Source organism: Anaerostipes hominis (ex Lee et al. 2021), assembly GCF_002270485.1.
GTDB classification, from domain to species: Bacteria; Bacillota; Clostridia; order Lachnospirales; family Lachnospiraceae; genus Anaerostipes; species Anaerostipes hominis.
Genome location: NZ_NQOG01000002.1, coordinates 329,339 through 353,297, shown reverse-complemented (window position 1 = coordinate 353,297; position 23,959 = coordinate 329,339). Strand labels below are relative to the sequence as shown.

21 protein-coding genes and 2 pseudogenes are annotated in these 23,959 nt (G+C 45.8%); 5 read left to right on the top strand and 18 right to left on the bottom strand.

The genetic code is table 11. From position 1 onward, the window contains the following. From CI597_RS18355 to CI597_RS04160, 4 genes and pseudogenes are all read left to right on the top strand, one after another. Window positions 1-958 (top strand): annotated as a pseudogene (locus CI597_RS18355) (hypothetical protein); the annotation flags it as partial. 260 nt (window positions 959-1,218) lie between these two features. Next, window positions 1,219-2,487 carry an ArsB/NhaD family transporter gene (locus tag CI597_RS04170; protein ID WP_024727957.1) on the top strand — a complete coding sequence of 423 codons (1,269 nt, stop codon included), beginning with the start codon at window positions 1,219-1,221 and terminating at the stop codon, window positions 2,485-2,487. 78 nt (window positions 2,488-2,565) lie between these two features. Further along, a pseudogene (locus tag CI597_RS19680) lies at window positions 2,566-3,470 on the top strand (SLC13 family permease). A 42-nt stretch (window positions 3,471-3,512) separates the two neighbouring features. Next, window positions 3,513-3,986, top strand: coding sequence for a hypothetical protein (locus CI597_RS04160; protein ID WP_024727958.1), 474 nt, complete (start codon window positions 3,513-3,515; stop codon window positions 3,984-3,986). Window positions 3,987-4,033: 47 nt separating this feature from the next. Here the strand turns inward: CI597_RS04160 and CI597_RS04155 are convergent, their stop codons facing one another. From CI597_RS04155 to ylxM, 6 genes are all read right to left on the bottom strand, one after another. Beyond that, complete coding sequence (locus CI597_RS04155) at window positions 4,034-5,083, bottom strand: endonuclease/exonuclease/phosphatase family protein (RefSeq protein ID WP_034549597.1); 1,050 nt, start codon at window positions 5,081-5,083, stop codon at window positions 4,034-4,036. A gap of 18 nt (window positions 5,084-5,101) precedes the next feature. Beyond that, window positions 5,102-5,857 carry an exodeoxyribonuclease III gene (locus CI597_RS04150; RefSeq protein WP_024727960.1) on the bottom strand — a complete coding sequence of 252 codons (756 nt, stop codon included), beginning with the start codon at window positions 5,855-5,857 and terminating at the stop codon, window positions 5,102-5,104. A 94-nt stretch (window positions 5,858-5,951) separates the two neighbouring features. Beyond that, entirely contained in the window at window positions 5,952-6,179 is a 228-nt protein-coding gene (locus CI597_RS04145) for a KH domain-containing protein (RefSeq protein WP_006568928.1), read from the bottom strand. A 16-nt stretch (window positions 6,180-6,195) separates the two neighbouring features. Further along, window positions 6,196-6,441 carry a 30S ribosomal protein S16 gene (rpsP, locus tag CI597_RS04140; protein ID WP_024727961.1) on the bottom strand — a complete coding sequence of 82 codons (246 nt, stop codon included), beginning with the start codon at window positions 6,439-6,441 and terminating at the stop codon, window positions 6,196-6,198. A gap of 50 nt (window positions 6,442-6,491) precedes the next feature. Continuing rightward, complete coding sequence (gene ffh, locus CI597_RS04135; RefSeq protein WP_095142880.1) at window positions 6,492-7,832, bottom strand: signal recognition particle protein; 1,341 nt, start codon at window positions 7,830-7,832, stop codon at window positions 6,492-6,494. Window positions 7,833-7,870: 38 nt separating this feature from the next. Continuing rightward, window positions 7,871-8,227, bottom strand: coding sequence for a YlxM family DNA-binding protein (ylxM, locus tag CI597_RS04130; protein WP_024727963.1), 357 nt, complete (start codon window positions 8,225-8,227; stop codon window positions 7,871-7,873). 188 nt (window positions 8,228-8,415) lie between these two features. Between ylxM and CI597_RS04125 the strand changes: the two genes are divergently transcribed. After that, window positions 8,416-10,041, top strand: a complete 1,626-nt coding sequence (locus CI597_RS04125) for an ABC-F family ATP-binding cassette domain-containing protein (protein WP_024727964.1) — start codon at window positions 8,416-8,418, stop codon at window positions 10,039-10,041. Between the two features lie 46 nt (window positions 10,042-10,087). On the opposite strand, the gene CI597_RS04120 is transcribed toward CI597_RS04125, so the two are convergent. From CI597_RS04120 to CI597_RS04065, 12 genes are all read right to left on the bottom strand, one after another. Continuing rightward, the gene (locus CI597_RS04120) at window positions 10,088-10,885 is read right to left on the bottom strand and encodes an SDR family NAD(P)-dependent oxidoreductase (protein ID WP_024727965.1); all 798 of its coding nucleotides are present in this window, start codon (window positions 10,883-10,885) and stop codon (window positions 10,088-10,090) included. Between the two features lie 104 nt (window positions 10,886-10,989). Beyond that, entirely contained in the window at window positions 10,990-11,583 is a 594-nt protein-coding gene (locus CI597_RS04115) for a zinc dependent phospholipase C family protein (protein ID WP_024727966.1), read from the bottom strand. Between the two features lie 78 nt (window positions 11,584-11,661). Beyond that, complete coding sequence (locus CI597_RS04110) at window positions 11,662-12,261, bottom strand: regulatory protein RecX (RefSeq protein WP_024727967.1); 600 nt, start codon at window positions 12,259-12,261, stop codon at window positions 11,662-11,664. Window positions 12,262-12,270: 9 nt separating this feature from the next. Then, complete coding sequence (gene recA, locus CI597_RS04105) at window positions 12,271-13,320, bottom strand: recombinase RecA (protein ID WP_006568920.1); 1,050 nt, start codon at window positions 13,318-13,320, stop codon at window positions 12,271-12,273. Window positions 13,321-13,455: 135 nt separating this feature from the next. Continuing rightward, complete coding sequence (locus CI597_RS04100; RefSeq protein WP_024727968.1) at window positions 13,456-14,694, bottom strand: competence/damage-inducible protein A; 1,239 nt, start codon at window positions 14,692-14,694, stop codon at window positions 13,456-13,458. Between the two features lie 12 nt (window positions 14,695-14,706). Continuing rightward, window positions 14,707-15,240: a CDP-diacylglycerol--glycerol-3-phosphate 3-phosphatidyltransferase gene (gene pgsA / locus CI597_RS04095; protein ID WP_009288713.1), complete on the bottom strand. Its 534-nt coding sequence runs from the start codon at window positions 15,238-15,240 to the stop codon at window positions 14,707-14,709. Beyond that, window positions 15,224-16,561 (bottom strand): 30S ribosomal protein S12 methylthiotransferase RimO, encoded by a 1,338-nt coding sequence (gene rimO / locus CI597_RS04090; RefSeq protein ID WP_024727969.1) that lies wholly within the window; start codon window positions 16,559-16,561, stop codon window positions 15,224-15,226. Before rimO ends, pgsA begins: the two co-directional genes overlap by 17 nt. 3 nt (window positions 16,562-16,564) lie before the next feature. Further along, window positions 16,565-17,413, bottom strand: coding sequence for a bifunctional methylenetetrahydrofolate dehydrogenase/methenyltetrahydrofolate cyclohydrolase FolD (gene folD, locus CI597_RS04085; protein ID WP_006568916.1), 849 nt, complete (start codon window positions 17,411-17,413; stop codon window positions 16,565-16,567). A 21-nt stretch (window positions 17,414-17,434) separates the two neighbouring features. After that, window positions 17,435-19,108 carry a formate--tetrahydrofolate ligase gene (locus CI597_RS04080; protein ID WP_024727970.1) on the bottom strand — a complete coding sequence of 558 codons (1,674 nt, stop codon included), beginning with the start codon at window positions 19,106-19,108 and terminating at the stop codon, window positions 17,435-17,437. Between the two features lie 18 nt (window positions 19,109-19,126). Then, entirely contained in the window at window positions 19,127-21,487 is a 2,361-nt protein-coding gene (locus CI597_RS04075; protein WP_024727971.1) for a DNA translocase FtsK, read from the bottom strand. A gap of 160 nt (window positions 21,488-21,647) precedes the next feature. Continuing rightward, window positions 21,648-23,135, bottom strand: coding sequence for a 4Fe-4S dicluster domain-containing protein (locus CI597_RS04070; protein ID WP_024727972.1), 1,488 nt, complete (start codon window positions 23,133-23,135; stop codon window positions 21,648-21,650). A 129-nt stretch (window positions 23,136-23,264) separates the two neighbouring features. Further along, window positions 23,265-23,915, bottom strand: a complete 651-nt coding sequence (locus CI597_RS04065; protein ID WP_024727973.1) for a ClpP family protease — start codon at window positions 23,913-23,915, stop codon at window positions 23,265-23,267. Between the last annotated feature and the right edge of the window lie 44 nt (window positions 23,916-23,959).

The following is a 23,959-nucleotide window of genomic DNA, read 5'->3' as shown; positions in this document are numbered from 1 at the left end:
ACCATATGCTTCTCTTTTCAAGATTTACAACCATGAATTTTTAACCGTTTCCATCTCCAAAGGATTGATTGATACCTCCAATCTTTCCATTGCCGGTGACGGTATGCCTGTTGTTACATCTGCACGTGAACGGAAACACCGTATCTGTAAGTGTTCCGAAAATGGTATCACTTCCTGTGATTGCGACCGCTACTTTTCCCAGCCCGATTGTGATGTCGGATATGATTCTTCTCGAGACTGTTTTTATCATGGCTACGATTTATATATGCTGGTTGCATCCAACTCGGAAAGTGATCTGCCTTTATTCCCTTTACTCAATCCTGCCTCAAAACATGATTCTCATGGTTTTTTGGAAACTTACTTTCGTTTCAGAGCCTTTCTTCCTGATTTTCATATCAGCAAATGGCTTTTGGATTCTGCTCATGATGCCATGCCGTATTATCAGTATTGCCGTGAAAACGGCATACAGCCTTTTATCGACTTAAATGAAAAACGCGGAATTAGCATGAAATATAAGGATGATTTTACCATTGCAAAAGATGGAATTCCTATTTGCAAAGCTGGGCGAAAAATGAACCATGATGGTTCTGAGCCATCGAAAGCAAGGTTAAAATTTCGCTGTCCACTTGCCAGCCGTAAATACGGATGCTCCTGCAGTACCCCCTGCTCAGACTCCAAATATGGGAGAACCGTCCATCTTGCAATGAAAGATAATCCAAGATTCATCAATTTCCCGCCTCGTGACAGTAAAGAATGGAAACTGGAATACAATGCCAGAACTTCAGCTGAACGTTCGAATAAACGTGAGAAAATAGACTTTCAATTAGAAAGCGGCAGGCACCGCTCAACTAAGATGTGGTACTGCCGCCTATATCACATCCTTATGCTGCAGCACTTGGATGCTTGGGATTTGCCCTATGAATCCACCCTGAGAAAGTTGATTTTAGATGTGGCATAATCCTTTACTATTATACACCATTTTTCAGGCATAGCGACAGTTATGTCTATTTTCTATGTTCTTTTTTCTGTTTTAAATAATATTTACTTTTCAAAGTACGTTTCTCGGCTGTTGCCGATAATAATCACTCAGGATTCCGAGAGATTATATAATTTTAGCAGACTTCCTTGTTCTGAATAAAAAACATCTATATAAATTGTGAAAATTCTGTCTGTTGGTGATACAATAGGAATAAACTTTAATGATTAGGGGGAAATATCATGTCACTACAACAGATTATTGCAATTGCCATTTTTTTAATCACCATGGCCGCAATCATTTCAGACAAACTTCACAACACCGTTGCCGCAATTTCAGGTGCGATCCTTTTAATTTTAACCCATATTCTTACCATTGACGAGTGCGTTGAGGCCGTAGACATAGAGACCATCGGTATTCTCGTAGGTATGATGCTTTTGGTGGCCATAGTCAAAAATTCCGGTATTTTTGAATATATTGCAATTAAAGCCGCAAAGCTTGCAAAAGGACGCCCCTGGCCAATCATGGTCACGTTTATCATCATCACAGCCGTTTTATCCGGACTTTTAGACAATGTTACCACCGTGCTGCTGGTCGGGCCGATGACTCTGGCTATTACCAATATTTTAGGTGTCAATCCGGTTCCCTACATCATCACACAGATCATGGCTTCCAATATCGGAGGTACCGCAACACTGATCGGGGACCCGCCCAATATCATGATCGGCAGTGCGGCAAAGCTCAGTTTTGTAGATTTCATATTAAATACTGGTTTTGCCATCGTTTTTGTAATGATTGCCGCCCTGATCTGTTTCCGTTTTATCTACGGAAACAGTCTGACCGTCGAAGATAAAAATATAAAGGAAGTCATGAAGCTGGATGAATCAAAAGCAATTAAAAGTAAAAAACTGCTGATCCAGAGCGTGATCATTCTGTTGATTGTTGCATTATGTTTTATTTTCCATGACCAGCTTCAAATGCAGTCTGCAACCATCGCTCTGGCCGCTGCCTGTCTGATGCTGATCATCGGCGGACAGGACCCTGAGGATATTATTCTGAGCGTCGAATGGCCGACCATCCTTTTCTTTGTTGGATTATTCATTGTTGTAGGCGGTCTGGAGAAGGTCGGAGTCATCACAGTTCTTGCCAATGGGCTGCTCTCAGTTACCGGGGGAAATATAACAATGACTATGCTTCTGATCCTTTGGATTTCCGCGATCGTTTCATCTTTCCTGGATAATATCCCATTTGTGGCAACTCTGATTCCGATGATCATGACAATCCAGTCTCACGGTGTAAATGTGACTCCTCTGTGGTGGGCACTTTCCCTGGGAGCCTGCCTTGGCGGCAACGGTACACTGGTCGGAGCCTCAGCCAATGTAGTTCTTTCAGGCATCAGTAAAAATGCAGGATATCCGATTACTTTCGGAAAATACTTTAAAATTGGTTTTCCTATGATGATACTGTCAGTATTTATATGCTCTGTTTTTCTGCTGATCCGGTTTTCATAATTATTTAACTACTGTTTTTATAGAAGGGGTTTTATATCTGCAGATCAAATAGCTGCAATCATTATTTTTGTTGTTACAATGGCTGCCATTATCACGAACAGGGTAAACAATACGCTGGCCGCTGTTTCCGGAGCTATTCTGCTTCTTGTACTGACCCATATTCTTTCTATTGAAGACTGTGTCGGATTTATTGACGCAGAGACGATCGGAATCTTGGTAGGGATGATGCTTATGGTATCTGTCATCAAGACGTCCGGTATTATTGAATACATAGCGATCAAATCTGACAAGCTCGCCAAAGTCCGTGGCCCATCATGGTTGTTTTTATCATCATCACAGCAGTACTGTCCGGCCTGCTTGACAATGTCACTACAATTCTCCTTGTAGGACCTATGACTCTGGCTATTACAAATATATTGTAAGTTGATCCGGTGCCTTACATGCTCACACAAATCATGGCATCCAATGCCGGAGGTACAGCTACTTTGATCGGTTACCCGCCCAATATTATGATCGGTACGGCCACAAATCTAAGCTTTATGGATTTTATCCGGAATACCGGGGCAGCGGTTGTTCTTAGCATGATCGTTTCAATTATCTGTTACCGGTTTATTTATAAAAAAAGCCTCACTGTGGATGAAAAGAATGTACAGAAAGTGATGCAGCCGGATGAACACAAATCCATCAAAGATAAACGCCTGAAGAATTTAAACGGCGGAAATATGATCTTTACCATGCAGGCCAGTGGGGTCCATGCAGAACCTCTCTGGTGGATGGGCGCCTGTCTCGGAGGAAACAGCACTCTGATCGGTGCCTCAGCAAATGTGGTGCTGGCAGGCATTAGCAAAAATGCAGGCTATCCCATCTCCTTCGGGAAATATTTTATAGTGGGATTTCCAATTATGCTGATCTCCATTGCAGTTTGTTCCGTCTTTTTACTGATCAAATTCACATATTTTTTTAAATTAATTCCGCCGCGCTAAGAAATGCGCTTCACAGTATGTACTTTTTAAGGAGGATTTTTTATGAATGAAAACACAGTAACCAGCGATTTTATTAACATTAATCTGCGTCAGCTGGGCGCCACGTCAATCAAAGAATATAACAGCATAATGCACATAGCAGAATTTGACTTGGGAGACGGTCTGATCGTGTCCTATGTCTTTAATATCACCCGCCACAACAAATACTTTCTGCAGCGTGTTCAGCCCTATGCGATGATCCACGGAAAATTTGCCAGCGATCGTGAGATCCTCGAATTTATCCAGAGTGACTTAAAGCGTTTTGTGAACGCAAAGAACAGCAAGAACTTTGATACCTTCCTGATCATTTCGCATTTGGGACATCATGTCACAGAAAACATAGAAAAACTGTTTTTAAATTACAATGTAGACCCCGATAAACTTGAGGGAATACAGGAAAAAATGGAAGAGTCTTTGACAGATATTATTAACCTGTATCAGGCTTCGAAAAAAATCGACCTGAAAGAAGACGATTAAAAAGGAGGCTCCCTGTATTGTTAAGATACAGGAGAGCCCCTTCTTTTTTATTTGAGTCTTACTTTCAGCCTGACCGGCTGATGGTCCGTATAATGAAAATCATGATCCAAGACTTTCACCTGCTCCACCTGCACATTCGGCGAGACGATAAAGCCATCAATCACATAGACCTGTGAATCTTTCTCATAGGCTTTGTTCAGGAGACGGCATGTAGGGTATGAATCATCTACTGCAAATTTAAAGCCCTCCGGAAGAATCTCATTTCCGATAGCTCCGGGAGACCAGTCTTCTTTATTGCGGATCGGATACTTGGTGATCCCCTCAAAAGTCTGGTTAAAATCTCCTCCTGCGATCACATAGTTCCCTTTCTTATATTCTTCTTCCAATACGTTCAGAAGCATTTTGCTCTGGGCTTCTTTTCCTTCTCCGGAATCATAGGCTTCCAGATGCAGATTGATCAGCACAAGCTCCGCCCCTGATCCTTTGACCGGCAGCCTGGTTTTTAAAAGGCACCGTTTCAGATTGCATGTTTTAAGAGGCCATGAAAAAGATTCCGGCAAAGCAATCCTTTCGGCTTTGCTGACCCTGGTGTCCGTCAGCGTCAGAAGGCCACTCTCCACATGTCCGATGGTTGGCCATGGATACGGAGCGTAAGCCACTTTAAAGTTATAGGCAAACATTCCGCCCAGTCCCAGCATAGCCTCATAATACTTTTTCTGGTCAGTGGAATAAGAGCGTTTGGAATCCAGATCCACTTCCTGCAGAAAATAAGCGTCCGCTTTGTGTTCCTTCAGCATGCCCACGATCCCTGCAAGATTTTCCTCCACCTGAATCTTGCTGTCCGGTCTCACTTTTGTACCTCCGTCCATAAAGAAGTCTTCGTCCTTTCCGAGGCCGGCGTATCCGGTATTCAGGCTGACCACGGTAAATGGATCTTCTCTGGAAATCTCTCTGGTTCCCTCTGATTTCTTTATACTTTCTGTCTTTTGGGGCCGGTATTCCATGACCGTGACAAAGATCAGCAATCCTGTAAACACAAAAACGACTGCAGTGATCACCACTGCCATGATTTTAGCTGCTTTTTTCAGCATCTTCATAAGCCTCAGTCCTTTCTATTATTCCAGGTACAGTCCAACCGGGCAGTGGTCAGAACCATAAATATCTGTATGAATGACTGCCTCTGCCAGGCGTTCTTCAAGGTCCCCGGAAACACAGAAGTAATCAATGCGCCATCCCGCATTCTTCTCCCTTGCTCTGAACCGATATGACCACCAGCTGTATGCCTCGGTCACATCCGGGTAAAAATAGCGGAATGTATCAATAAATCCGGCTTCTAAGAGTTTGGTGAATTTTTCCCTCTCTTCATCTGTAAATCCCGCATTTCTCCTGTTTGTCTTTGGATTTTTCAGATCGATCTCCGTGTGCGCCACATTCAGGTCGCCGCAGAGGATAACCGGCTTGTCCTCTTCAAGTTTGAGCAGATACTCTCTGAAATTTTCTTCCCAGTCCATCCGGTATGATAATCTGGCAAGCTCACTCTGGGAATTCGGGGTATAGCAGGTCACCAGGAAATAATCATCGAACTCCAAAGTGATCACTCGCCCCTCGTGGTCAAACCCGTCGACACCGATTCCATTTTTTACAGACAAAGGCCTGATCTTTGTAAATACTGCCGTCCCCGAATATCCTTTTTTTTCTGCGTAATTCCAATATTGGTAATAATCCGGAAGTTCCAGATCGATCTGGCCCTCCTGGAGCTTCGTCTCCTGGATGCAGAAGATATCTGCATCCAACTGCCCCATTACATCTAAAAATCCTTTCTTCACGCAGGCTCTCAGCCCGTTTACATTCCAAGATACCAACTGGATCATAGTCTTTCTCCTTCTGTTACAATATACTGGGATTTATGACACAAAAAAAATCCTGTAACCTCAGTATAACACCTTGATTACAGGATTTTAACCTTTATTGTATATCTACAACAATCTTTTTGTCGCCTTTATCAACGGAAGCCTTGACCACAGTCCGGATCGCCTTTGCAATCCTTCCCTGCTTGCCAATGACTTTTCCCATATCACCTGGGGCAACATGTAATTCCAAGATTAAAGCATCTTCAGTCTCACGCTCGATTACTGTTACTTCGTCCGGTTGATCTACGAGGGCTTTTGCAATCACTTCTAACAAATGTTTCATGCGTTTTGCCTCCTAACTATTTTTCAATTCCAGCAACTTTAAGTAATCTTGCAACAGTATCTGTCGGCTGTGCACCCTGAGATAACCATTTCTTTGCAGCGTCTTCGTCGAATTTGATCACACTTGGATCCTGATTCGGATCGTAAGTACCGATTTCTTCGATGAATTTTCCGTCTCTCGGAGATCTGGAATCTGCTACAACCACTCTATAAAAAGGAGACTTTTTCTGTCCCATTCTTTTTAATCTCATCTTTACTGCCATCTGTTTCACCTCCATAAATTTTAATTGTTAAAAATATCTATAACAAAGCGTTAAAAAGGAAATTTAAATCTGCCTTTTTTTCCGCTCTTGCCACCAAATATACCAGACATCTGCTTCATCATCTTCTTCTGGTTCTGGAACTGTTTGCAAAGCTTGTTGACTTCTGAGATCGGCACCCCGGCACCGTCGGCAATCCTTTTCCTTCTGGAAGGATTGATGATCTCCGGCGTGGCCCGCTCTTCCTTCGTCATCGAATAAATGATCGATGCGGTCCGGTCCATCATACTGTCATCCAGGTCTGCACCCTTTAACTGATTCCCAAGTCCCGGGATCATGGACAGCATGTCGGCAAGTCCTCCCATCTTCTTTACCTGCTCCATCTGTTCTAAAAAGTCGTCAAAGGTAAAGGAAGCTTTTCTGAGCTTTTGCTGCATCTCCAGCGCCTTTTCCTCATCCACGGTAGCTTCAGCCTTCTCGATCAGAGTCAGCACATCTCCCATGCCAAGAATCCGGCTCGTCATGCGGTCGGGATAGAACTGCTGAAGATCATCCAGCTTCTCTCCCATACCAATATATAAAATCGGTTTCCCTGTGACAGAACGGATCGATAATGCCGCTCCTCCTCTGGTATCGCCGTCCATCTTTGTAAGGATGACACCGTCGACTCCGACTTTTTCATTGAAATCTTTTGCCACATTGACCGCATCCTGTCCGGTCATGGCATCTACTACGAGAATGGTCTGATGCACATCGACGGCCTGTTTGATGGCAATCAGTTCTGTCATCATGTCCTCATCGATATGTAAGCGGCCCGCTGTATCCAGAATGACAATGTTGTTGCCATTCTTCGCCGCGTGCTCAATGGATGCCTTTGCGATATCCACAGGGTTCATCTTATCTCCCATGGAAAATACCGGGACACCTTGTTTTTCTCCATTGACTTGAAGCTGTTTGATCGCTGCCGGACGGTAGACATCACAGGCCACCAGTAACGGACGTTTTCCCTTCTGCTTATACTTTCCGGCGATCTTAGCCGTGGTAGTCGTTTTACCCGCACCCTGGAGACCTGCCATCAGAATAACTGTGATTTCATTGCCGGGTTTCAACTGAATCTCTGTGGTCGTGGACCCCATCAGGGCCTCCATCTCTTCTTTTACTATCTTAATGACCATCTGTCCCGGATTCAGTCCGTTTAGTACGTCCTGCCCAACAGCACGGTCCTGAACAGCTTTAATAAATGTTTTAACAACTTTAAAGTTGACATCAGCCTCTAAAAGCGCCCGCTTGACTTCTTTCATCGCTGCCTTTACATCGTTCTCTGTCAGTCGTCCCTTGCTTCTCAAATTTTTAAATACGTTTTGAAGTTTCTCAGATAAACTTTCAAATGCCATAACATCCTCCTGAATCCGCCGCAGACACCGGCGATCTGTTACAAATCTTCCAGAATCCCGTTGGATACCTGCTCTATCTTTCTGATCTCTGTTTTCATCTGCTGCTGATCCACTGCATCTAAAATGCTCTTGGCCAGAAGATGAATCTCACTTACTTTTTCTTTCGTCCTCAAAAACTTTTCCACAAGGTGCAGCTTTCTCTCATATCCGGCGAGAATCTTATTGCAGCGCCTGATCATATCATAGGCAGCCTGTCTCGTAATTCCGTGTTCTCCTGCAATCTCGCTGGGAGACAAATCGTTCAGTACATGGTCTTCGTATATTTCCTTTTGATGTTCTGTCAGAAGCTCTCCATAAAAATCGTATAAGAGTGTCTGTTCTACAATCCGTTCCATGCTGCCTCTCCTGTAAAGTGTTTTTCCTTTACCGAGATATAGTGTATCGGATATCTTTCTGTTTGTCAAGTATTTTTCCTTGCACATTTTACTGTTCTGTGGAAATATCACTTGAAAAAGTTTCACTTTCCTGTAAAATAGAAAAAAGACGATCCCAAACGAATTTTAAATAAGAAAGGTTTATTTCCATGATACAAGCAATCAATGTGACACTGCGCCTTGGAAAACGCGCATTATTTGAAGATGTAAACATTAAATTTACAGAGGGCAACTGTTATGGCCTGATCGGAGCCAACGGAGCGGGCAAATCAACTTTTTTAAAAATCCTGTCCGGTGAACTGGAGCCGTCTCAGGGTGAAGTAGCCATCACAGACGGCCAGAGGCTGTCCGTATTAAAACAGGATCACTACCAGTATGATGAATACACGGTGCTGGATGCTGTGATGCTGGGGAATACCCGGCTTTATGAGATTATGAAAGAAAAAGATGCGATCTATGCCAAAGAGGATTTTACAGAGGAAGACGGCATCAAGGCCAGCGAACTGGAAGCTGAATTTGCCGATATGAACGGCTGGGAAGCCGAATCCGATGCTGCAACGCTCCTGAACGGACTCGGTATTGACAATGATCTCCACTATGCAAAGATGTCTGAGTTAAACGGTTCTCAGAAGGTTAAAGTACTCTTGGCCCAGGCTTTGTTCGGCAATCCGGACATCCTGCTGCTGGATGAGCCCACCAACCATTTGGATCTGGAAGCCATCCGCTGGCTGGAAGATTTCCTCATCGACTTTGACAACACCGTTATCGTTGTATCCCATGACCGCTACTTTTTAAATAAGGTATGTACCCATATCGCTGATATCGACTATGCAAAGATCCAGCTCTACACTGGAAACTATGATTTTTGGTATGAGTCCAGCCAGCTGATCTCCAAACAGATGAAAGATGCCAACAAGAAAAAAGAAGAAAAGATCAAAGAACTGCAGGATTTCATTGCAAGATTCAGTGCTAACGCTTCCAAATCCAAGCAGGCCACATCCAGAAAGAAAGCACTGGATAAGATCCAGCTGGACGAGATCAAGCCATCCAGCAGAAAATACCCTTATATCAATTTCAAACCAATCCGCGATATCGGAAACGATGCCCTCTCTGTAGAAGGACTTTCCAAGACAATCGATGGTGTGAAAGTCCTTGATAATGTCTCTTTCACTATGAATCCAGAGGATAAGATCGCTTTTGTAGGCCCGAATACACTGGCTACCACAACCTTCTTCCGTATTATTGCCGGGGAACTGGAGCCAGATAAGGGGACATATAAATGGGGTGTCACGACTTCCCAGTCCTATTTTCCTAAGGACAACACAAAGGATTTCAGTGAAGATATGTCCATCGCAGAGTGGCTCAGCCAGTACTCTGAGGACAAGGATGTCACCTTTGTCCGCGGTTTCCTCGGGCGTATGCTTTTCTCGGGTGAAGAAGCCTTAAAGAAAGTTTCTGTTTTATCCGGAGGAGAAAAGGTCCGCTGTATGCTGTCTAAACTCATGATCAGCGGAGCCAACATCCTCATTTTAGATGAGCCGACCAACCACCTGGATATGGAATCCATTACTGCCCTGAATGAAGGGCTCCACAAGTTTACCGGAGGGCTGTTGTTCAGTTCACAGGATCATCAGTTTGTACAGACCACGGCCAACCGTATCATTGAGTTCACGGACAGCGGCATGATCGACTTCCTCGGAACCTATGATGAATATCTGGAAAATGATGAGTCTGCAAGAAAACGCCAGGTCGCAAACTACGACGAAGAAAACTAAATAAATTCAGAAAGAGCAGGCATCCTTTATTGGTGCCTGCTCTTTTTCAGCGTTTCTGCTTCATCTCGGCCATGTCTCCGAAGATAGGTGTCGCTTTTCCGAATCCGCCGGATATATCCATGATCTGCCCGGTAGTGTAGGCAGACTCATCACCGGCAAAATACACAACTGCCGCAGCGATCTCCTCCGGTTTTCCCATTCTCCGGATCGGCGTGTGTTTTAAGAAGAATTCTCTGAACTCATCGCTCAGATGATCCTGCACTGCATCAGTCGCCGTCATGCCGGGCAGAACAGCATTGCAACGAATATTGTGCCTTGCCTCCTGGACCGCAATCAATTTGGTGAGATAATTGATCGCCGCTTTGCTGGTTCCATAGGCAACCTGAGAGATATCCGGTACCAATCCGCCTACGGAAGAAATATTGATGATACTGCCTCTCCCCTGTGCTTCCATGTGTTTTATGGCTGCCTGGGAAGCCGCAAACACACTGGTCAGATTCGTATTGACGATCTGAAGGAAGTCTATGCAGTCCGTATGGCCGATATCCATGTCTTTCTTCGGATCTGAAGTGCCGAAATTGTTTACAAGCACATCGATACGCCCTTCCTTATTGACCACTTCCTCAATCATACTGTCGTAAGTCTCCGGTTCATAGGCATCATTATACACATACCTTACTCGAAAGCCCTTCTGATTCAGCTCATCCGCTCTCTGCCCCGCTCGTTCCAGGTTTCTGGCCCCCATATATACAATGGCACCTTCTTCGGCACACGCTTTCGTTATCGCCAGACCAATCCCCCTCGTTGAAGCTGTAATCAAGATTACTTTATCTTTTAATCTCATACCTCTGATCTCCTTTCTTATTTATTAATTATTTCCTTCTTCCACAAAAAAATGCCGCAGGATAACTTTTCATAAAAGCTAGCCTGCGGTATAAATTCTTCTGCTTATGCGTACTGTACTTTCAGAGCAACATTCTCGTAGCTGATCTTAATAATATTTAATATGCTCATCACTACTGTGGTGCACACATCCACAATGTACTTGATATCATCTGCCACGCTGTGTTCACCGCGCATATATTCTGCATGGATGTTCTGAATGAATTCAGACAAACCTTTTGTAGAACTCAACGGAACAATCTTGTCTTTGCGCTCCATGGCTTCTTCTGTGGAGAGATACTCTTTGAGTCCGTGTTTTAAATCCCTCTCATAAATACAATGGTCTTTTACATTGCCCTCGTAAGTGCTGTTGTGGGGAAACGTAAAGTAATCAGCAATATAATGAATAATCACTCCCAACTTTGCACAGCGGCGCATGTTCATCCCCTTCAGGGTATCGTAGTCTGCTACAAAGTCATCAAGTTGATTCTCTATTTTATCATATGTTATGTCAAAAGTATGCGGTGTTGTCAAAAAGGATGGTCTGCAGTCCGGCCAGATACTCCCGACATAAAACGGTAACTTATAGTCAAAAACTTCTTCCAGTCTCAGTGAGTCCATAATTTGTCCAGCCAATGAAATGTGTGATTTTTTTCTCATTCGATCTCCTTAAAGAACTTGACATGTAACTCTGGTTCTAATCTTATTATATCCCGTTTTCTAGAAAAATCAACTGAATTACTCTTTATATTCCTTAAGAATTTCTAAAATGTCATGAATTGAAAATCCCTTTCTGGCAAAGAAAGCCAGATTCTTCTGGAAATTTTCCTCTGTTACCGGTCCTTTCTGCCGAATTCTTTTTTTTATCTGTGTTCTCAGAATATCTGACTCTGAGACAGCAGACTCTTCCCAAATTTGTTCAAACAGCTCCGGGCTTATCCCCTTCTTCAACAATTCCTGTCTGAGTTTCAGGCGGCTCTTTGAAAAACCCCGGTACCCGATATAATTCCTCACATAGGCTTCATCGTCTATATAGTGGTATCCTTCCACATAGGATACCGCTCCTTCTATACAGGATTCAGGCAGTTCCAGACGCCTGAGCCTCATCCTGATCTCTTCCTTTGTCCGGTCAGAGACTTTTAAAAGATTCATCGCCTTTAATTTGGCCCGGCTGAGGAGCATGCTGTCCAGTTCGTTCTTCTGTACTTCGGATAAGTCCATGTCTTCTTTCAGGCCAAGCCGCCTGGCCTCCCCCGCATATAAAAGACAATACCGCTCATCCTCCAGATAAAGTCTGATCTGCTTCTTTCCCACCGGCTCCAGCATCGTCACTCTCATATCCGACGCTTACTGCTGATTTGTATCCGGCTTTTCTTCTGCCGGTGCGGCGTCCTCTGTTCCTGCTTCCAGTCCGTATTCCCTGCGGACTGCGGACTCCACTTCCTGAGCTACTTCCGGATGTTCTTTTAAGTATGTCTTGGCATTCTCTCTTCCCTGTCCGATCTTTTCGCCCTGATATGCATACCATGCACCGCTCTTTTTGATCACATCCACGCCGGCTGCCAGATCCAGAATATCGCCTTCTTTGGAGATGCCTTCACCGAACATGATATCGAACTCTGCCTGTTTAAACGGCGGAGCAACCTTATTCTTTACTACTTTGATACGGGTACGGTTTCCTACCATGTCCCCGGCCTGCTTCAGTGTCTCGATACGCCGTACGTCCAGACGGATGGAAGAATAGAACTTCAGAGCACGGCCTCCGGTCGTTGTCTCGGGATTTCCGAACATGACTCCGACTTTTTCTCTCAGCTGGTTGATAAAGATCACGGTACAGTTGGACTTACTGATGATAGCCGTCAGTTTTCTCAGAGCCTGTGACATGAGTCTTGCCTGGAGGCCCACATGGGAATCTCCCATGTCTCCGTCGATCTCTGCCTTTGGCACCAATGCTGCGACAGAATCGACGATAATGATATCCACAGCGCCGGAACGCACCATAGTCTCGGCGATCTCAAGTCCCTGCTCTCCGGTATCCGGCTGAGAAATATAGAGGTTGTCCACATCCACTCCGATATTCTGCGCATAGACCGGGTCGAGAGCATGCTCTGCATCTATAAACCCTGCAATGCCGCCCCGCTTCTGCACTTCTGCCACCATATGTAATGCGACCGTTGTCTTACCGCTTGACTCCGGACCGTAAATCTCGATCACCCTTCCCCTCGGTATACCTCCGACTCCGAGAGCGATATCCAGGCTCAGAGATCCTGTCGGTGTAGTCTCAATGCTCATGTCTGCCTGGTATTCTCCAAGTTTCATCACGGCTCCTTTGCCGTAATCTTTCTCTATCTTCGTAAGAGCTGCATCCAATGCCTTTAACTTCTCTGTCTGTTGCATCTGTATTCTCCTTTTATCTTATTATGAACTGTTTTTGATTATATCATAGCACAAAGAGAAAAACAAGTGTTCGGCGAATATTTGTTCGTACTTGTTTTTCTCTTTTATTTTAACATATTTTTACATGTTTTACAATCACTCTGACAGCGCTTTCCGTATCATCGTCAGTGCCCTGCACACAGAAACTTCTCTGATCTTGGCGCGGTTTCCTCTCAGATCATACTTCTTCACAACAGTATTTCCCTTTCTGCTGACTCCGATATAGACCAGCCCCGGTTTCTTTGTTCCGGTCTCTCCTCCCGGACCGGCAAGTCCGGTAATCCCCACACCGATGTCGGCTCCTGAAGCTCTTAAGACGCCTTCCGCCATTTCCCGGGCAGTTTCTTCCGATACCGCCCCGTGGGCTTTCAGAGTGTCCTCTTTTACACCAAGATACTTCTTTTTAGCTTCATTGGAGTAAGTAATAAAACTTTCTTCCAGCACATTTGACGCCCCGGGAACATTGATCAGCCTTCCGGCCAGCAGGCCGCCGGTACAGGACTCGGCACAGGCGATCTTATCGCCCCTGCTCTCAAGCATCTTTACGACCACTTCCTCCAGTGTTTCGTCTTCCTCAATGGTATAAATCTTATCCCCAAATCTTGATTTCAGTTCTTCCACCATAGGCATGACAAGTTCCTTTGCCTCATCTTCAGAGTCAGCCTTGGCCGTCACCCTCAAATGCACTTCTCCTAATTTTGCATACGGTGCCACCGTCGGATTGCTCTGTTCATCGATCAGGTCCATGATCTGGGTTTCCACATAGCTTTCTCCCAGGCAGTCGATCTTGACAACCTTGGAATATAAGATACCAGGCTGAAGTCGGGAAAGAATCGGTTCTGCCTGCTCATGAAACATCGGGATCAGCTCACCTGGAGGTCCCGGCAGCAGGATAATCTTCTTGTCTTCCGGTGCGTTGATCACCATACCGGGCGCTGTGCCGTTTTTGTTGTATAAAACAGTACAGTCTTCCGGCACCATGGCCTGTTTTAAATTGTTTTCCGTCATCGGGCGTTTGATGCTCGTAAAGTAGGAAGTGAGCCGCTCCTTCGCCTCTGCATCTTCCACAAGTTCCTGTCCGCATGCTTTTGCCGCAATCTCTTTTGTCAGGTCATCCTTCGTAGGCCCGAGCCCCCCTGACAAGATCAAGATATCCGACCGTTTCATTCCTGTCCGAATCACTTCTTCCACACGCTTTGGATTGTCACCCACAGTGGTCTCAAAAAAAACGCTTATCCCAAGGGCGGCTAAGCGTTCTGACAGGTAGGCAGCATTGGTGTTGACAATGTTGCCTAATAATATTTCTGTTCCCACACAAATAATTTCTGCTGTCATAATTGTCTCCTTCTATTTCAAGACATTCTTGTTTTTTAATAAATAATCCAACAATGATATGATGGTCAACACAAGCGAAATGTATACTAAAATATTTTCAATAAGCACCGCTGTGCCGGTTCCCAGGTCGATGATCAGCATGATGATCATAAACATCTGAAAATTGGTTTTGAATTTGCCCCAATAGCTGGCTGCAATTACCACACCGTTGTCTGATGCAATCAGACGGAAACCGCTGATAATAAATTCTCTGGCAATAATAATGATTGCGATCCATGATGCCAGGCGGTTCATTCCCACGAGAGCAATCATGGCAGAGCAGACCAAAAGCTTATCTGCCAAAGGGTCCATAAATTTCCCAAAATTAGTCACAAGATTATACTTCCTCGCGATATGTCCGTCCAGAAAGTCCGTGAGGCTTGCAATGATAAAAATGGCCACGGCAATCCACTTGCTGATCTCACCAAACGGTTCCGCCAGCAGTACAAAAATAAAAATCGGTATCATCAATACTCTCAATATCGTTAGTTTATTGGGTAAATTCATAGTCCATCTCTCCTATCAAATCGTACTCATTTCCTTTGGTAATTTTCACATAAACATAGTCTCCGGTCAGCAGTTCTTCCGGTGAAGTCACAAAGACACATCCGTCCACTTTTGGTGCATCCATATAGCTGCGGCCCACATACACATCGTCCTCAAACAGATATCCTTCGATCAGTACCCTGATAGTTTTTCCAACCATCCCCTGAGTATGTTCGCAGGAAATCTGCTGCTGAAGGGCCATCAGTTCATCCCTTCTGGCTTCCTTCACCTCTTCTTCTATCTGCCCTTCAAATTCTGCTGCCTTTGTATCCTCCTCCGGAGAATAAGTAAAGACTCCCAGGCGCTCAAAGCGCTGCTGCCTCACAAACCCCTTCAGTTCTTCGTGCTGTTCTTCTGTCTCGCCTGGAAAACCGGTGATAAGCGTTGTACGAATCGCAATGTCCGGTATTTCATTCCTAAGCTTCGCGATGATCGTTTCGATGTCCTTCTTAGATGTCCTGCGGCCCATCCGCTTTAAAATCCCGTCACTGCAGTGCTGAATCGGCATATCAATATAGTTTGCAATCTTTTCTTCTTCCTTTATCGTCCGGATCAGCTCATCGGTGATCTCCTCGGGATAACAGTACAGCAGGCGTATCCATTTTATTCCCTCGATCTTACAAAGTTCTCTCAGCAGAACGGGAAGCTCCTTTTTACCGGTAAGATCGTTTCCGTACAGCGTCGTCTCCTGAGCTACCAGGACCAGCTCTGTCACACCGGATGCTGCCAGCTCCCGAGCGCTCTTTAACAGTTCCTTCATCGGAACACTCCGAAACCTCCCCCGGATCTTCGGAATGATACAGTAGCTGCACCTCTTGTCACATCCCTCGGCAATCTTTAAATAAGCCATATGGCTTCCGGTCGTGACCAGACGCCGGTGTCCGGAATTATCCGGAAGATAATTGATGCTCTCATAATGTACATAGTCATTGCCCGCAAGAGCCTCATCCACTGCCTCGACAATAGAATCGTAACTGGTAGTCCCGAGCACCGCATCAATTTCCGGAATCTCCTCCAGTATCTCGTCTTTATAGCGCTCAGACAGACATCCTGCGACCACGAGAGCTTTCAGATTCTGCTCTTTATAAGCTGCCATCTCAAGGATCGTATTAATGCTCTCTTCCTTGGCGTCATGAATGAAACAGCATGTGTTGATGACGATCACATCCGCCTCTTCCTCGTCGTTCGTCAAAGTGTGTCCTCTCTCTGTGAGCAGTCCCAGCATCACCTCACTGTCTACAAGATTTTTATCACATCCAAGAGAAATAAAAAGTATTTTCATCTGTTATTCTCCAAACAATTTTTTTGACTGTACACAGTTTTTCATCAGCATAGCGATCGTCATCGGTCCAACGCCGCCCGGCACCGGAGTGATCGCAGATGTCTTTTCCTTCACTGCGTCAAAATCCACGTCTCCGCACAGCTTGTTATTTTCATTTCTGTGAATACCCACATCGATAATGACAGCCCCTTCTTTGACATAAGATGCATCAATGAATTTAGGCCTTCCGACAGCTACTACCAGGATATCCGCGCGGCTGCATACTTCCCGCAGATTCCTCGTCCTGGAATGGCAGACGGTCACGGTACCGTTTTCTCTGAGCAGCAGCATGGACATAGGTTTGCCTACAATATTGCTTCTTCCCACGACGACACATTCTTTTCCGCCGATCTCCACACCGGACCGCTTCAGGAGTTCTATAATGCCGGCCGGAGTGCACGGAAGAAATCCGTCATTTCCAATCACCATATTTCCCACGCTGACCGGATGAAACCCATCTACGTCCTTTTTCGGATCAATGGCATGGATCACTGCGTCCTCATCCATATGCGGCGGCAGAGGAAGCTGGACTAAAATCCCGTTGATCTTTGGATCTTTGTTGCACTTTTCCACCAGGTCAAGCAGTTCCTGCTGGGTGGAATCTTCCGGTATCTCATAAGATACAGAAGTAATCCCAATATATTCGCATGCTTTTTTCTTATTCCTCACATAGACAGAGGATGCAGGATCTTCACCTACCTGGATCACTGCCAGAGCAATCTCTTTTCCCTCTGCTTTCATGGCTGCTACTTCCTGCTTTAACTCGTCTTTGATCTCCGCTGAGATCTTTTTTCCATCTATTATCTGTGTCATGTCTGTTTCCTCTCGTCACTCCTAGAATAAACCGGTGATCTCACCGTCTTCGTTTACGTCAATGCCTTCTGCCGCCGGCTTTTTCGGAAGCCCCGGCATGGTCATGATATCTCCGGTCAGCGCTACAACAAATCCGGCTCCTGCATTTACATAGATTTCGCGGATCGTAATATCAAAATTTTCCGGACGGCCAAGCTTTTTCGGGTCATCAGATAAAGAATACTGGTTTTTCGCCATGCAGACCGGAAGATTTCCGTAGCCAAGTTCCGTAAGCTGCTTTTTCTGTCTGGCTGCCGCCGGTGCATAGATTACATTGTCCGCACCATAAATCTTTGTGGCGATCGTCTCAATCTTCTCTTCAATGGAAGTATCCTCGTAAGAATACAGCGGGCGGTACTCGCTTTTTTTCGTCTCTAACGTCCTGAGAACTGCCTTTCCAAGCTCAATGCCGCCGTCTCCGCCTTTTTCCCATACCTCTGACAGGGCAAAATCACAGTCTCTCTCCTCGCAGAAATGTTTGATAAAGTCCAGCTCAGCCTCCGTGTCTGTGACAAACCGGTTCAGTGTGACAACCACAGGCACCCCATACTGCTTCAGGTTGGAAATATGCTTTTCCAGATTTACAATACCTCTGCTCAGGGCGTCGATATCTTCCCTCCCCAGATCTTCTTTGGAAACGCCGCCGTTATATTTAAGAGCCCTGACCGTTGCTACCAGGACAACCGCATCCGGAGAGAGTCCTGCCATCGGACATTTGATATCCAAAAACTTCTCGGCTCCAAGGTCCGCTCCGAATCCTGCTTCCGTGACAGTGATGTCGGAAAGCTTTAAAGCCATCTTCGTAGCCTGGACACTGTTGCAGCCATGAGCGATGTTTGCAAAAGGACCGCCGTGTACAAAGGCCGGCGTATGTTCCAGCGTCTGGATCAGGTTCGGCTTTAAGGCATCCTTTAAGAGGGCCGCCATGGCTCCCACAGCATTTAATTCCGCTGCTGTCACAGGTTCTTTATCCATATTATAGGCAACAATGATCTTGCCTAAACGTTTCTTCAGATCTTCCATGTCATTTGCAAGGCAGAGAATTGCCATAATCTCGGAGGCCACCGTGATCACAAAGTGATCTTCACGGACAACTCCGTCCACTTTTCTTCCCAATCCCACGACAATATTTCTCAGTGCCCTGTCATTCATATCCAGGCATCGTTTCCAGACGATGTCTCTCGTATCGATCCTCAGTGCATTTCCCTGCTGAATATGATTGTCAATCATGGCTGCCAAAAGATTATTTGCGGAAGTGATGGCATGAAAGTCACCGGTAAAGTGAAGATTTAAGTCTTCCATCGGCACCACCTGGGCATATCCGCCTCCGGCAGCACCTCCTTTGATCCCGAAGCACGGTCCGAGAGAAGGTTCTCTTAACGCAGCCACCGTTTTCTTCCCGAGCTTTGTGAGTCCCTGTGCGAGACCAATGCTGGTCGTAGTTTTTCCTTCTCCTGCCGGAGTCGGATTGATCGCCGTCACAAGTACAAGCTTCCCGTCCTCACGATCCTTGATTTCGTTCATGAATCCGGAAGACAGCTTCGCTTTATATTTGCCGTACAGCTCAAGATCGTCTTCACTGATCCCAAGAGACGCCGCTACTTCCCTGATTGGCTGTAACTCTGCTTCCTGTGCAATCTGAATGTCTGTTTTCATTGGTTGGATTCCTTTCTTCTATAAATATTCCTCTTTGTATTGTTCAAATTCTTCCTGGCTCATGAGAACCTTACGGGGCTTTGTACCTTCCTCTTCTCCGACGATCCCGGCTTCACAGAGCTGGTCCATCAGCCTTGCCGCCCTGTTGAATCCGATCTTAAAAATCCTCTGAAGGCTTGCAATGGATGCTTTGTCCTTATCTATGATAAATTTGGCCGCATCTTCAAAATATTCGTCTCTGTCTGCCGAAACCGATGCCTTCACACTGGCCGTCTCGATTTTTTCTTTGATCTCACTGCCGTAGTCATCTTCTATGTTCTGGCTCTTTAAGAAGTCTACGACACGTCCCACTTCCTCATCGCTGATAAATGCTCCCTGGACCCGGACCGGCTTCTGGTATCCTGCCGGATAAAAGAGCATATCTCCTTTTCCTAAGAGCTTCTCTGCTCCGTTCATGTCAATGATCGTGCGGGAATCCACCCCGGAGGACACAGAAAATGCGATCCTTGAAGGGACATTAGCCTTGATCAGTCCTGTGATGACATTGACAGACGGTCTCTGGGTGGCAATGATCAGATGGATGCCTGCCGCTCTGGCAAGCTGAGAAAGCCTTACGATCGCATCCTCTACCTCACCCGGCGCAACCATCATAAGGTCCGCAAGCTCATCCACAATAATGACGATCTGAGGCAGCGGCTGGAAGTCTTCACCTTCCATTCCCTTTTCCTTCATCTCTTTTACTTTTTCATTATATCCGGTCAGATTTCTTACATTGACGTCCGCAAACTTCTTATAGCGGTCTCCCATCTCCATAACTGCCCAGTTAAGCGCGCTGGATGCCTGCTTGGGATCTGTGACCACCGGGATGAGAAGATGCGGGATTCCCTGATATGTACTCAGTTCCACGACTTTGGGATCGATCATGATCAGCTTCACATCGTTGGGACTTGCTTTATATAAAATACTCATGATCAGCGTATTGATACACACTGATTTCCCGGAACCTGTGGCACCTGCAATCAAAAGGTGCGGCATCTTTGCAATGTCTGAGATAATCACCTTGCCAGCCAGATTCTTTCCTACCGCAAACGCGATATTGGAAGAGAAGCGTTTAAAGTCATTATTTTCAATCAGATCCCGGAACATGACCACCTGATTGGTCTTATTCGGCACTTCGATGCCCACTGCTGCCTTTCCCGGAATCGGAGCTTCGATCCGTATGTCCGGGGCCGCCAGATTCAGTTTAATATCATCGGAAAGCCCGACGATCTTGCTGACCTTTACTCCCTGCTCCGGCTGAAGTTCAAACCTGGTAACAGACGGCCCGCAGCTGATGTCCGTAATCGTCACATTGACGCCGAAGTTTCTCAGCGTCTGCTCCAGCTTCAGGGCTGTCTTTTTAAGTTCTGCCTGACTGTTTCCTCCGGCCTTCTTTCCCTTTTTCAGCAGAGTCACCGGCGGAAACACATAATCTCCCTCCTCCAGCGCAGAAGGATGTATGGAAATCTCCGGAATAGGTTCAGGCTCTGATTTCTCTCTGTTCACAAAAGATCTTTTGCCCGGCTTCAGCTCCGGCTCCTCCGGCAGTACTTCCTCATCGGGCTGTCCGATCATCTCGTCCAGATCAAACGGCTTGTCCGGTTCTTTTGCCGGCTCTTCCGGCATCAGAGTAAGGTCATCCAGTACCTTTGACTGTTTCTCTCTCATTTTCAGCTTTAAGTCTGGGAGCTTTGGAGTCTTGATTCCTGATGCCTGCCTGTCCTCTTTTTCTTTTGGCTTTCTCTTATCAGCTGTTTTGGTCTTCTTTCCTGAAGTCCGTTCGGGTGCAAAAAATGCTGCCACACGCTTTACAAAGGAGAGCAGTGATCTCTCGGTAATCAGTATCATAGAAATTGCTGTCAAAAAAAATACGACAACATAACTTCCTGCCAGTCCCAGCTCCTTATACAGAAAAGAAGCGATGACACCTCCGACCACTCCGCCTCCCGCATGATGTTCCGATCCGTACCGGTACAGCACTGCTGCATCAGACATACGGATGTCTGTCGCCATCTGCCATATCGCCGCAGTCATACACAGGAGCAGAACAATAAAAAAAGACTTCTTTACCGAGATGCTGCTGTACTGATTGGAGATCAGCAGAAGGATCATGATCAATATAACAATAGGAGCAGCATAGTGAACACCGCCCAGCACTCCGAACAGCGCAGAACTTACCGTGTTTCCCACTTTTCCGCAGAGTCTGAAATTACTCAAAAATAAAAAAAGACAAACTGCAAAACTTAACAGAACCGCAATTTCCTGATAGAAGCCTGCAAAGTCTTTTTGCTTTTTCTTCTTTCGTGCTGTGTTTCTTCTCTTTCTTTTTTTTGCTGCCATTCTTCTGGAATCTCTTTTCTTCTTATATTTAATGCTCAACAACCCTTTATCAAAAGAGTTATATGCCTATTTTACAATTAACCTAAATAAATGTAAAGAGCCTGGGCAGAACTCTTTGGTTCCGTTCAGACTCTTTTGTATCTCTGAAATATAATGAATATCAGTATTTTGCTGTCTCAGGCGGAATGAACTGCTCTGCTTCATTCACGAACTTTTTAACCTGTACACCCGCTTTGACTACCGGGATATTGGTTCCGGCTCCGGCAACGCACCCTCCCGGGCATCCCATTCCTTCGATCAGGTAGCCGTTCTTCTTGCCGGCTTTTGCCTGAAGGAGCATCTTCTTGCACTCTGCGAGTCCTTCCACGTGGTCAATCTTCACATCTACTCCCGGATGGTATTCTTTCACACATGCTTCGATAGCCGCGGCAACACCGCTTGCAACTGCATATCCGCGTCCTGCACCGAACGCATCGTTCATCTCGACTTCTTTGTCGTAAGTACTGAAATCAATATCCTTGGCGGTAAACATGCCGTCCAATTCTTCAAATGTAATGACGAAGTCCACTTCACTTCTGACAGATTTCCTGGAAGCTTCCAGTTTTTTAGCCACACAAGGGCCGACGAACACGATCTTTGCATTCTTGTTGGTCTGTCTTGCAGCTCTGGCTGTTGCCACCATCGGGGTGAGTGAATTTGATATCTGGTCGATCAGTTCAGGGAAGTACTTTTTCCCGAGCATAGACCAAGACGGACAGCAGGAGGTCAAAAGGAACGGCACCTCTCCTGTGACAACTCCATGTGCATAGTGATCCGCTTCTTCCAGAGCACCTGCATCCGCTCCCACTGCCACTTCCCATACATCGGCAAATCCGATGTCCAGCAGTGCGGCCTTCACCTTGGCAGGTGTTGCCTTCGGTCCAAACTGACCAACAAAAGCAGGGGCCAGGATGGCGATGACTTCGTTGCCCTCATTCATGGCTTTGATCAGCTGATAGATCTGTGACTTGTCTGCGATGGCTCCAAACGGACAGTTGACCATGCACATACCGCAGGATACACACTTGTCCGGATTGATGGTAGCGCGTCCGGCATAGTCGGTTTCGATCGCTCCCACGCCACAGGCAACTTCACACGGTCTTTTTCTCTCATGGATCGCACTGTATGGGCAAACCTTCTGGCACTGTCCGCACTTAATGCACTTTTCCTGATCGATGTAGGAATATCCGTCCACAAAGCTGATGGCATTTTTCGGACATACTTCCATACATGGATGTGCCATACATCCCTGACACTCTCCTCCTACGATGAATGCTCTGTCCTTGCAGGCGTTGCACGCTGCCGGGATCACCTGCAAAAGCGGCGGCTCGTAGTATTTTTCCGCAATGTTGCTCTGTTTGATTCCTTTTGTTATTCTTGCAGGCTTATCAGCAGGTCTTAAAGACATCCCCATGGCAAGACGGATTCTCTCTCCTACCACTGCCCTTTCACGATAAATACTGTCGCGGTATGTCGGCAGCTCACCTTTCACTAATTCGTACGGCAGATCCTCAATTTCTTCAAGGTCTCTTTGTTCATAGGCAAATTTAGCAATCTCTGTAAATACCTTTTTTCTGATCTCTCGGACCGGGGTCTCAATTCCTCTCATAGCTCCTCCTTTAATGTTCGTTAAAATAAAAACAATCTATTATCATTCTACACTACTTTTATCCGAAATTAAAGGATTTTTTTGCTTTTTTTGTACTTTATTCTGTACACCGAAACCCCCGGTTTTCTCTCAGTTTTCCGAGGTATTTTGTACGAGTTCCTGAAGCTTTGCAAAGGCTTCGCTCATGCCTCCGATTTCATTGATGAGACCCAGCTCCACCGCCTGTTCTCCCTCCAATATGGTCCCTGCGTCCTTCACCTGCTCTCCGATGTGGAGCATCAGCTCTTCTACCTTGTCTTTTGTGATATCAGAGTGGTCGCTGATAAACCTTGTAATGCGGTCCTGGATCTTCTCAATATTGCGGTAGCTCTGAAGCACACCGATAAAAGTACCGCCGGACCGCACTGGGTGGATCATCATTGTTGCACTTTTAACAATAAAAGAATAGTCGGAAGAGACTGCAAGGGGCACACCGATGGAATGGCTTCCTCCCAATACAAGAGTTACTGTGGGTTTGCTCAGAGAAGCGATCATCTCTGCGAGCGCCAGACCGCATTCCACATCGCCTCCGACCGTATTGATCAGGATCAGGATTCCTTTGATATCATCAGAATACTCTGCTCTTGCCAGCGCCGGGATCATATGCTCATATTTGGTTGTCTTGGAATTCTGGGCTGACAGCTGGTGCCCCTCGATCTCTCCAATGACCGTCATCACGTGGATACCGCCCAAATCCAATTCTCCGATATCTTTTATTTCATTTCTTTGATCTTCATTCATATCGACATCCTCACTTTGATTTAATAAAAAAAGGAAGAAGCGCA

Bases quoted from the DNA above. Each gene is read 5' to 3' on its own strand.
- CI597_RS04160 (WP_024727958.1), top strand. From the start codon at position 3,513: ATGAATGAAAACACAGTAACCAGCGATTTTATTAACATTAATCTGCGT.
- CI597_RS04065 (WP_024727973.1), bottom strand. From the start codon at position 23,915: ATGAATGAAGATCAAAGAAATGAAATAAAAGATATCGGAGAATTGGAT.
- ffh (WP_095142880.1), bottom strand. From the start codon at position 7,832: ATGGCATTTGAAAGTTTATCTGAGAAACTTCAAAACGTATTTAAAAAT.
- ylxM (WP_024727963.1), bottom strand. From the start codon at position 8,227: ATGGAACGGATTGTAGAACAGACACTCTTATACGATTTTTATGGAGAG.
- CI597_RS04080 (WP_024727970.1), bottom strand. From the start codon at position 19,108: ATGAAAACAGACATTCAGATTGCACAGGAAGCAGAGTTACAGCCAATC.
- CI597_RS04150 (WP_024727960.1), bottom strand. From the start codon at position 5,857: ATGATCCAGTTGGTATCTTGGAATGTAAACGGGCTGAGAGCCTGCGTG.
- CI597_RS04115 (WP_024727966.1), bottom strand. From the start codon at position 11,583: ATGAGAAAAAAATCACACATTTCATTGGCTGGACAAATTATGGACTCA.
- pgsA (WP_009288713.1), bottom strand. From the start codon at position 15,240: ATGAATTTACCCAATAAACTAACGATATTGAGAGTATTGATGATACCG.
- CI597_RS04100 (WP_024727968.1), bottom strand. From the start codon at position 14,694: ATGACAGCAGAAATTATTTGTGTGGGAACAGAAATATTATTAGGCAAC.
- CI597_RS04120 (WP_024727965.1), bottom strand. From the start codon at position 10,885: ATGAGATTAAAAGATAAAGTAATCTTGATTACAGCTTCAACGAGGGGG.
- CI597_RS04070 (WP_024727972.1), bottom strand. From the start codon at position 23,135: ATGAGAGGAATTGAGACCCCGGTCCGAGAGATCAGAAAAAAGGTATTT.
- recA (WP_006568920.1), bottom strand. From the start codon at position 13,320: ATGCAACAGACAGAGAAGTTAAAGGCATTGGATGCAGCTCTTACGAAG.
- CI597_RS04110 (WP_024727967.1), bottom strand. From the start codon at position 12,261: ATGAGAGTGACGATGCTGGAGCCGGTGGGAAAGAAGCAGATCAGACTT.
- CI597_RS04125 (WP_024727964.1), top strand. From the start codon at position 8,416: ATGATACAAGCAATCAATGTGACACTGCGCCTTGGAAAACGCGCATTA.
- rimO (WP_024727969.1), bottom strand. From the start codon at position 16,561: ATGAAAATACTTTTTATTTCTCTTGGATGTGATAAAAATCTTGTAGAC.
- rpsP (WP_024727961.1), bottom strand. From the start codon at position 6,441: ATGGCAGTAAAGATGAGATTAAAAAGAATGGGACAGAAAAAGTCTCCT.
- CI597_RS04145 (WP_006568928.1), bottom strand. From the start codon at position 6,179: ATGAAACATTTGTTAGAAGTGATTGCAAAAGCCCTCGTAGATCAACCG.
- CI597_RS04170 (WP_024727957.1), top strand. From the start codon at position 1,219: ATGTCACTACAACAGATTATTGCAATTGCCATTTTTTTAATCACCATG.
- CI597_RS04155 (WP_034549597.1), bottom strand. From the start codon at position 5,083: ATGAAGATGCTGAAAAAAGCAGCTAAAATCATGGCAGTGGTGATCACT.
- CI597_RS04075 (WP_024727971.1), bottom strand. From the start codon at position 21,487: ATGGCAGCAAAAAAAAGAAAGAGAAGAAACACAGCACGAAAGAAGAAA.
- folD (WP_006568916.1), bottom strand. From the start codon at position 17,413: ATGACACAGATAATAGATGGAAAAAAGATCTCAGCGGAGATCAAAGAC.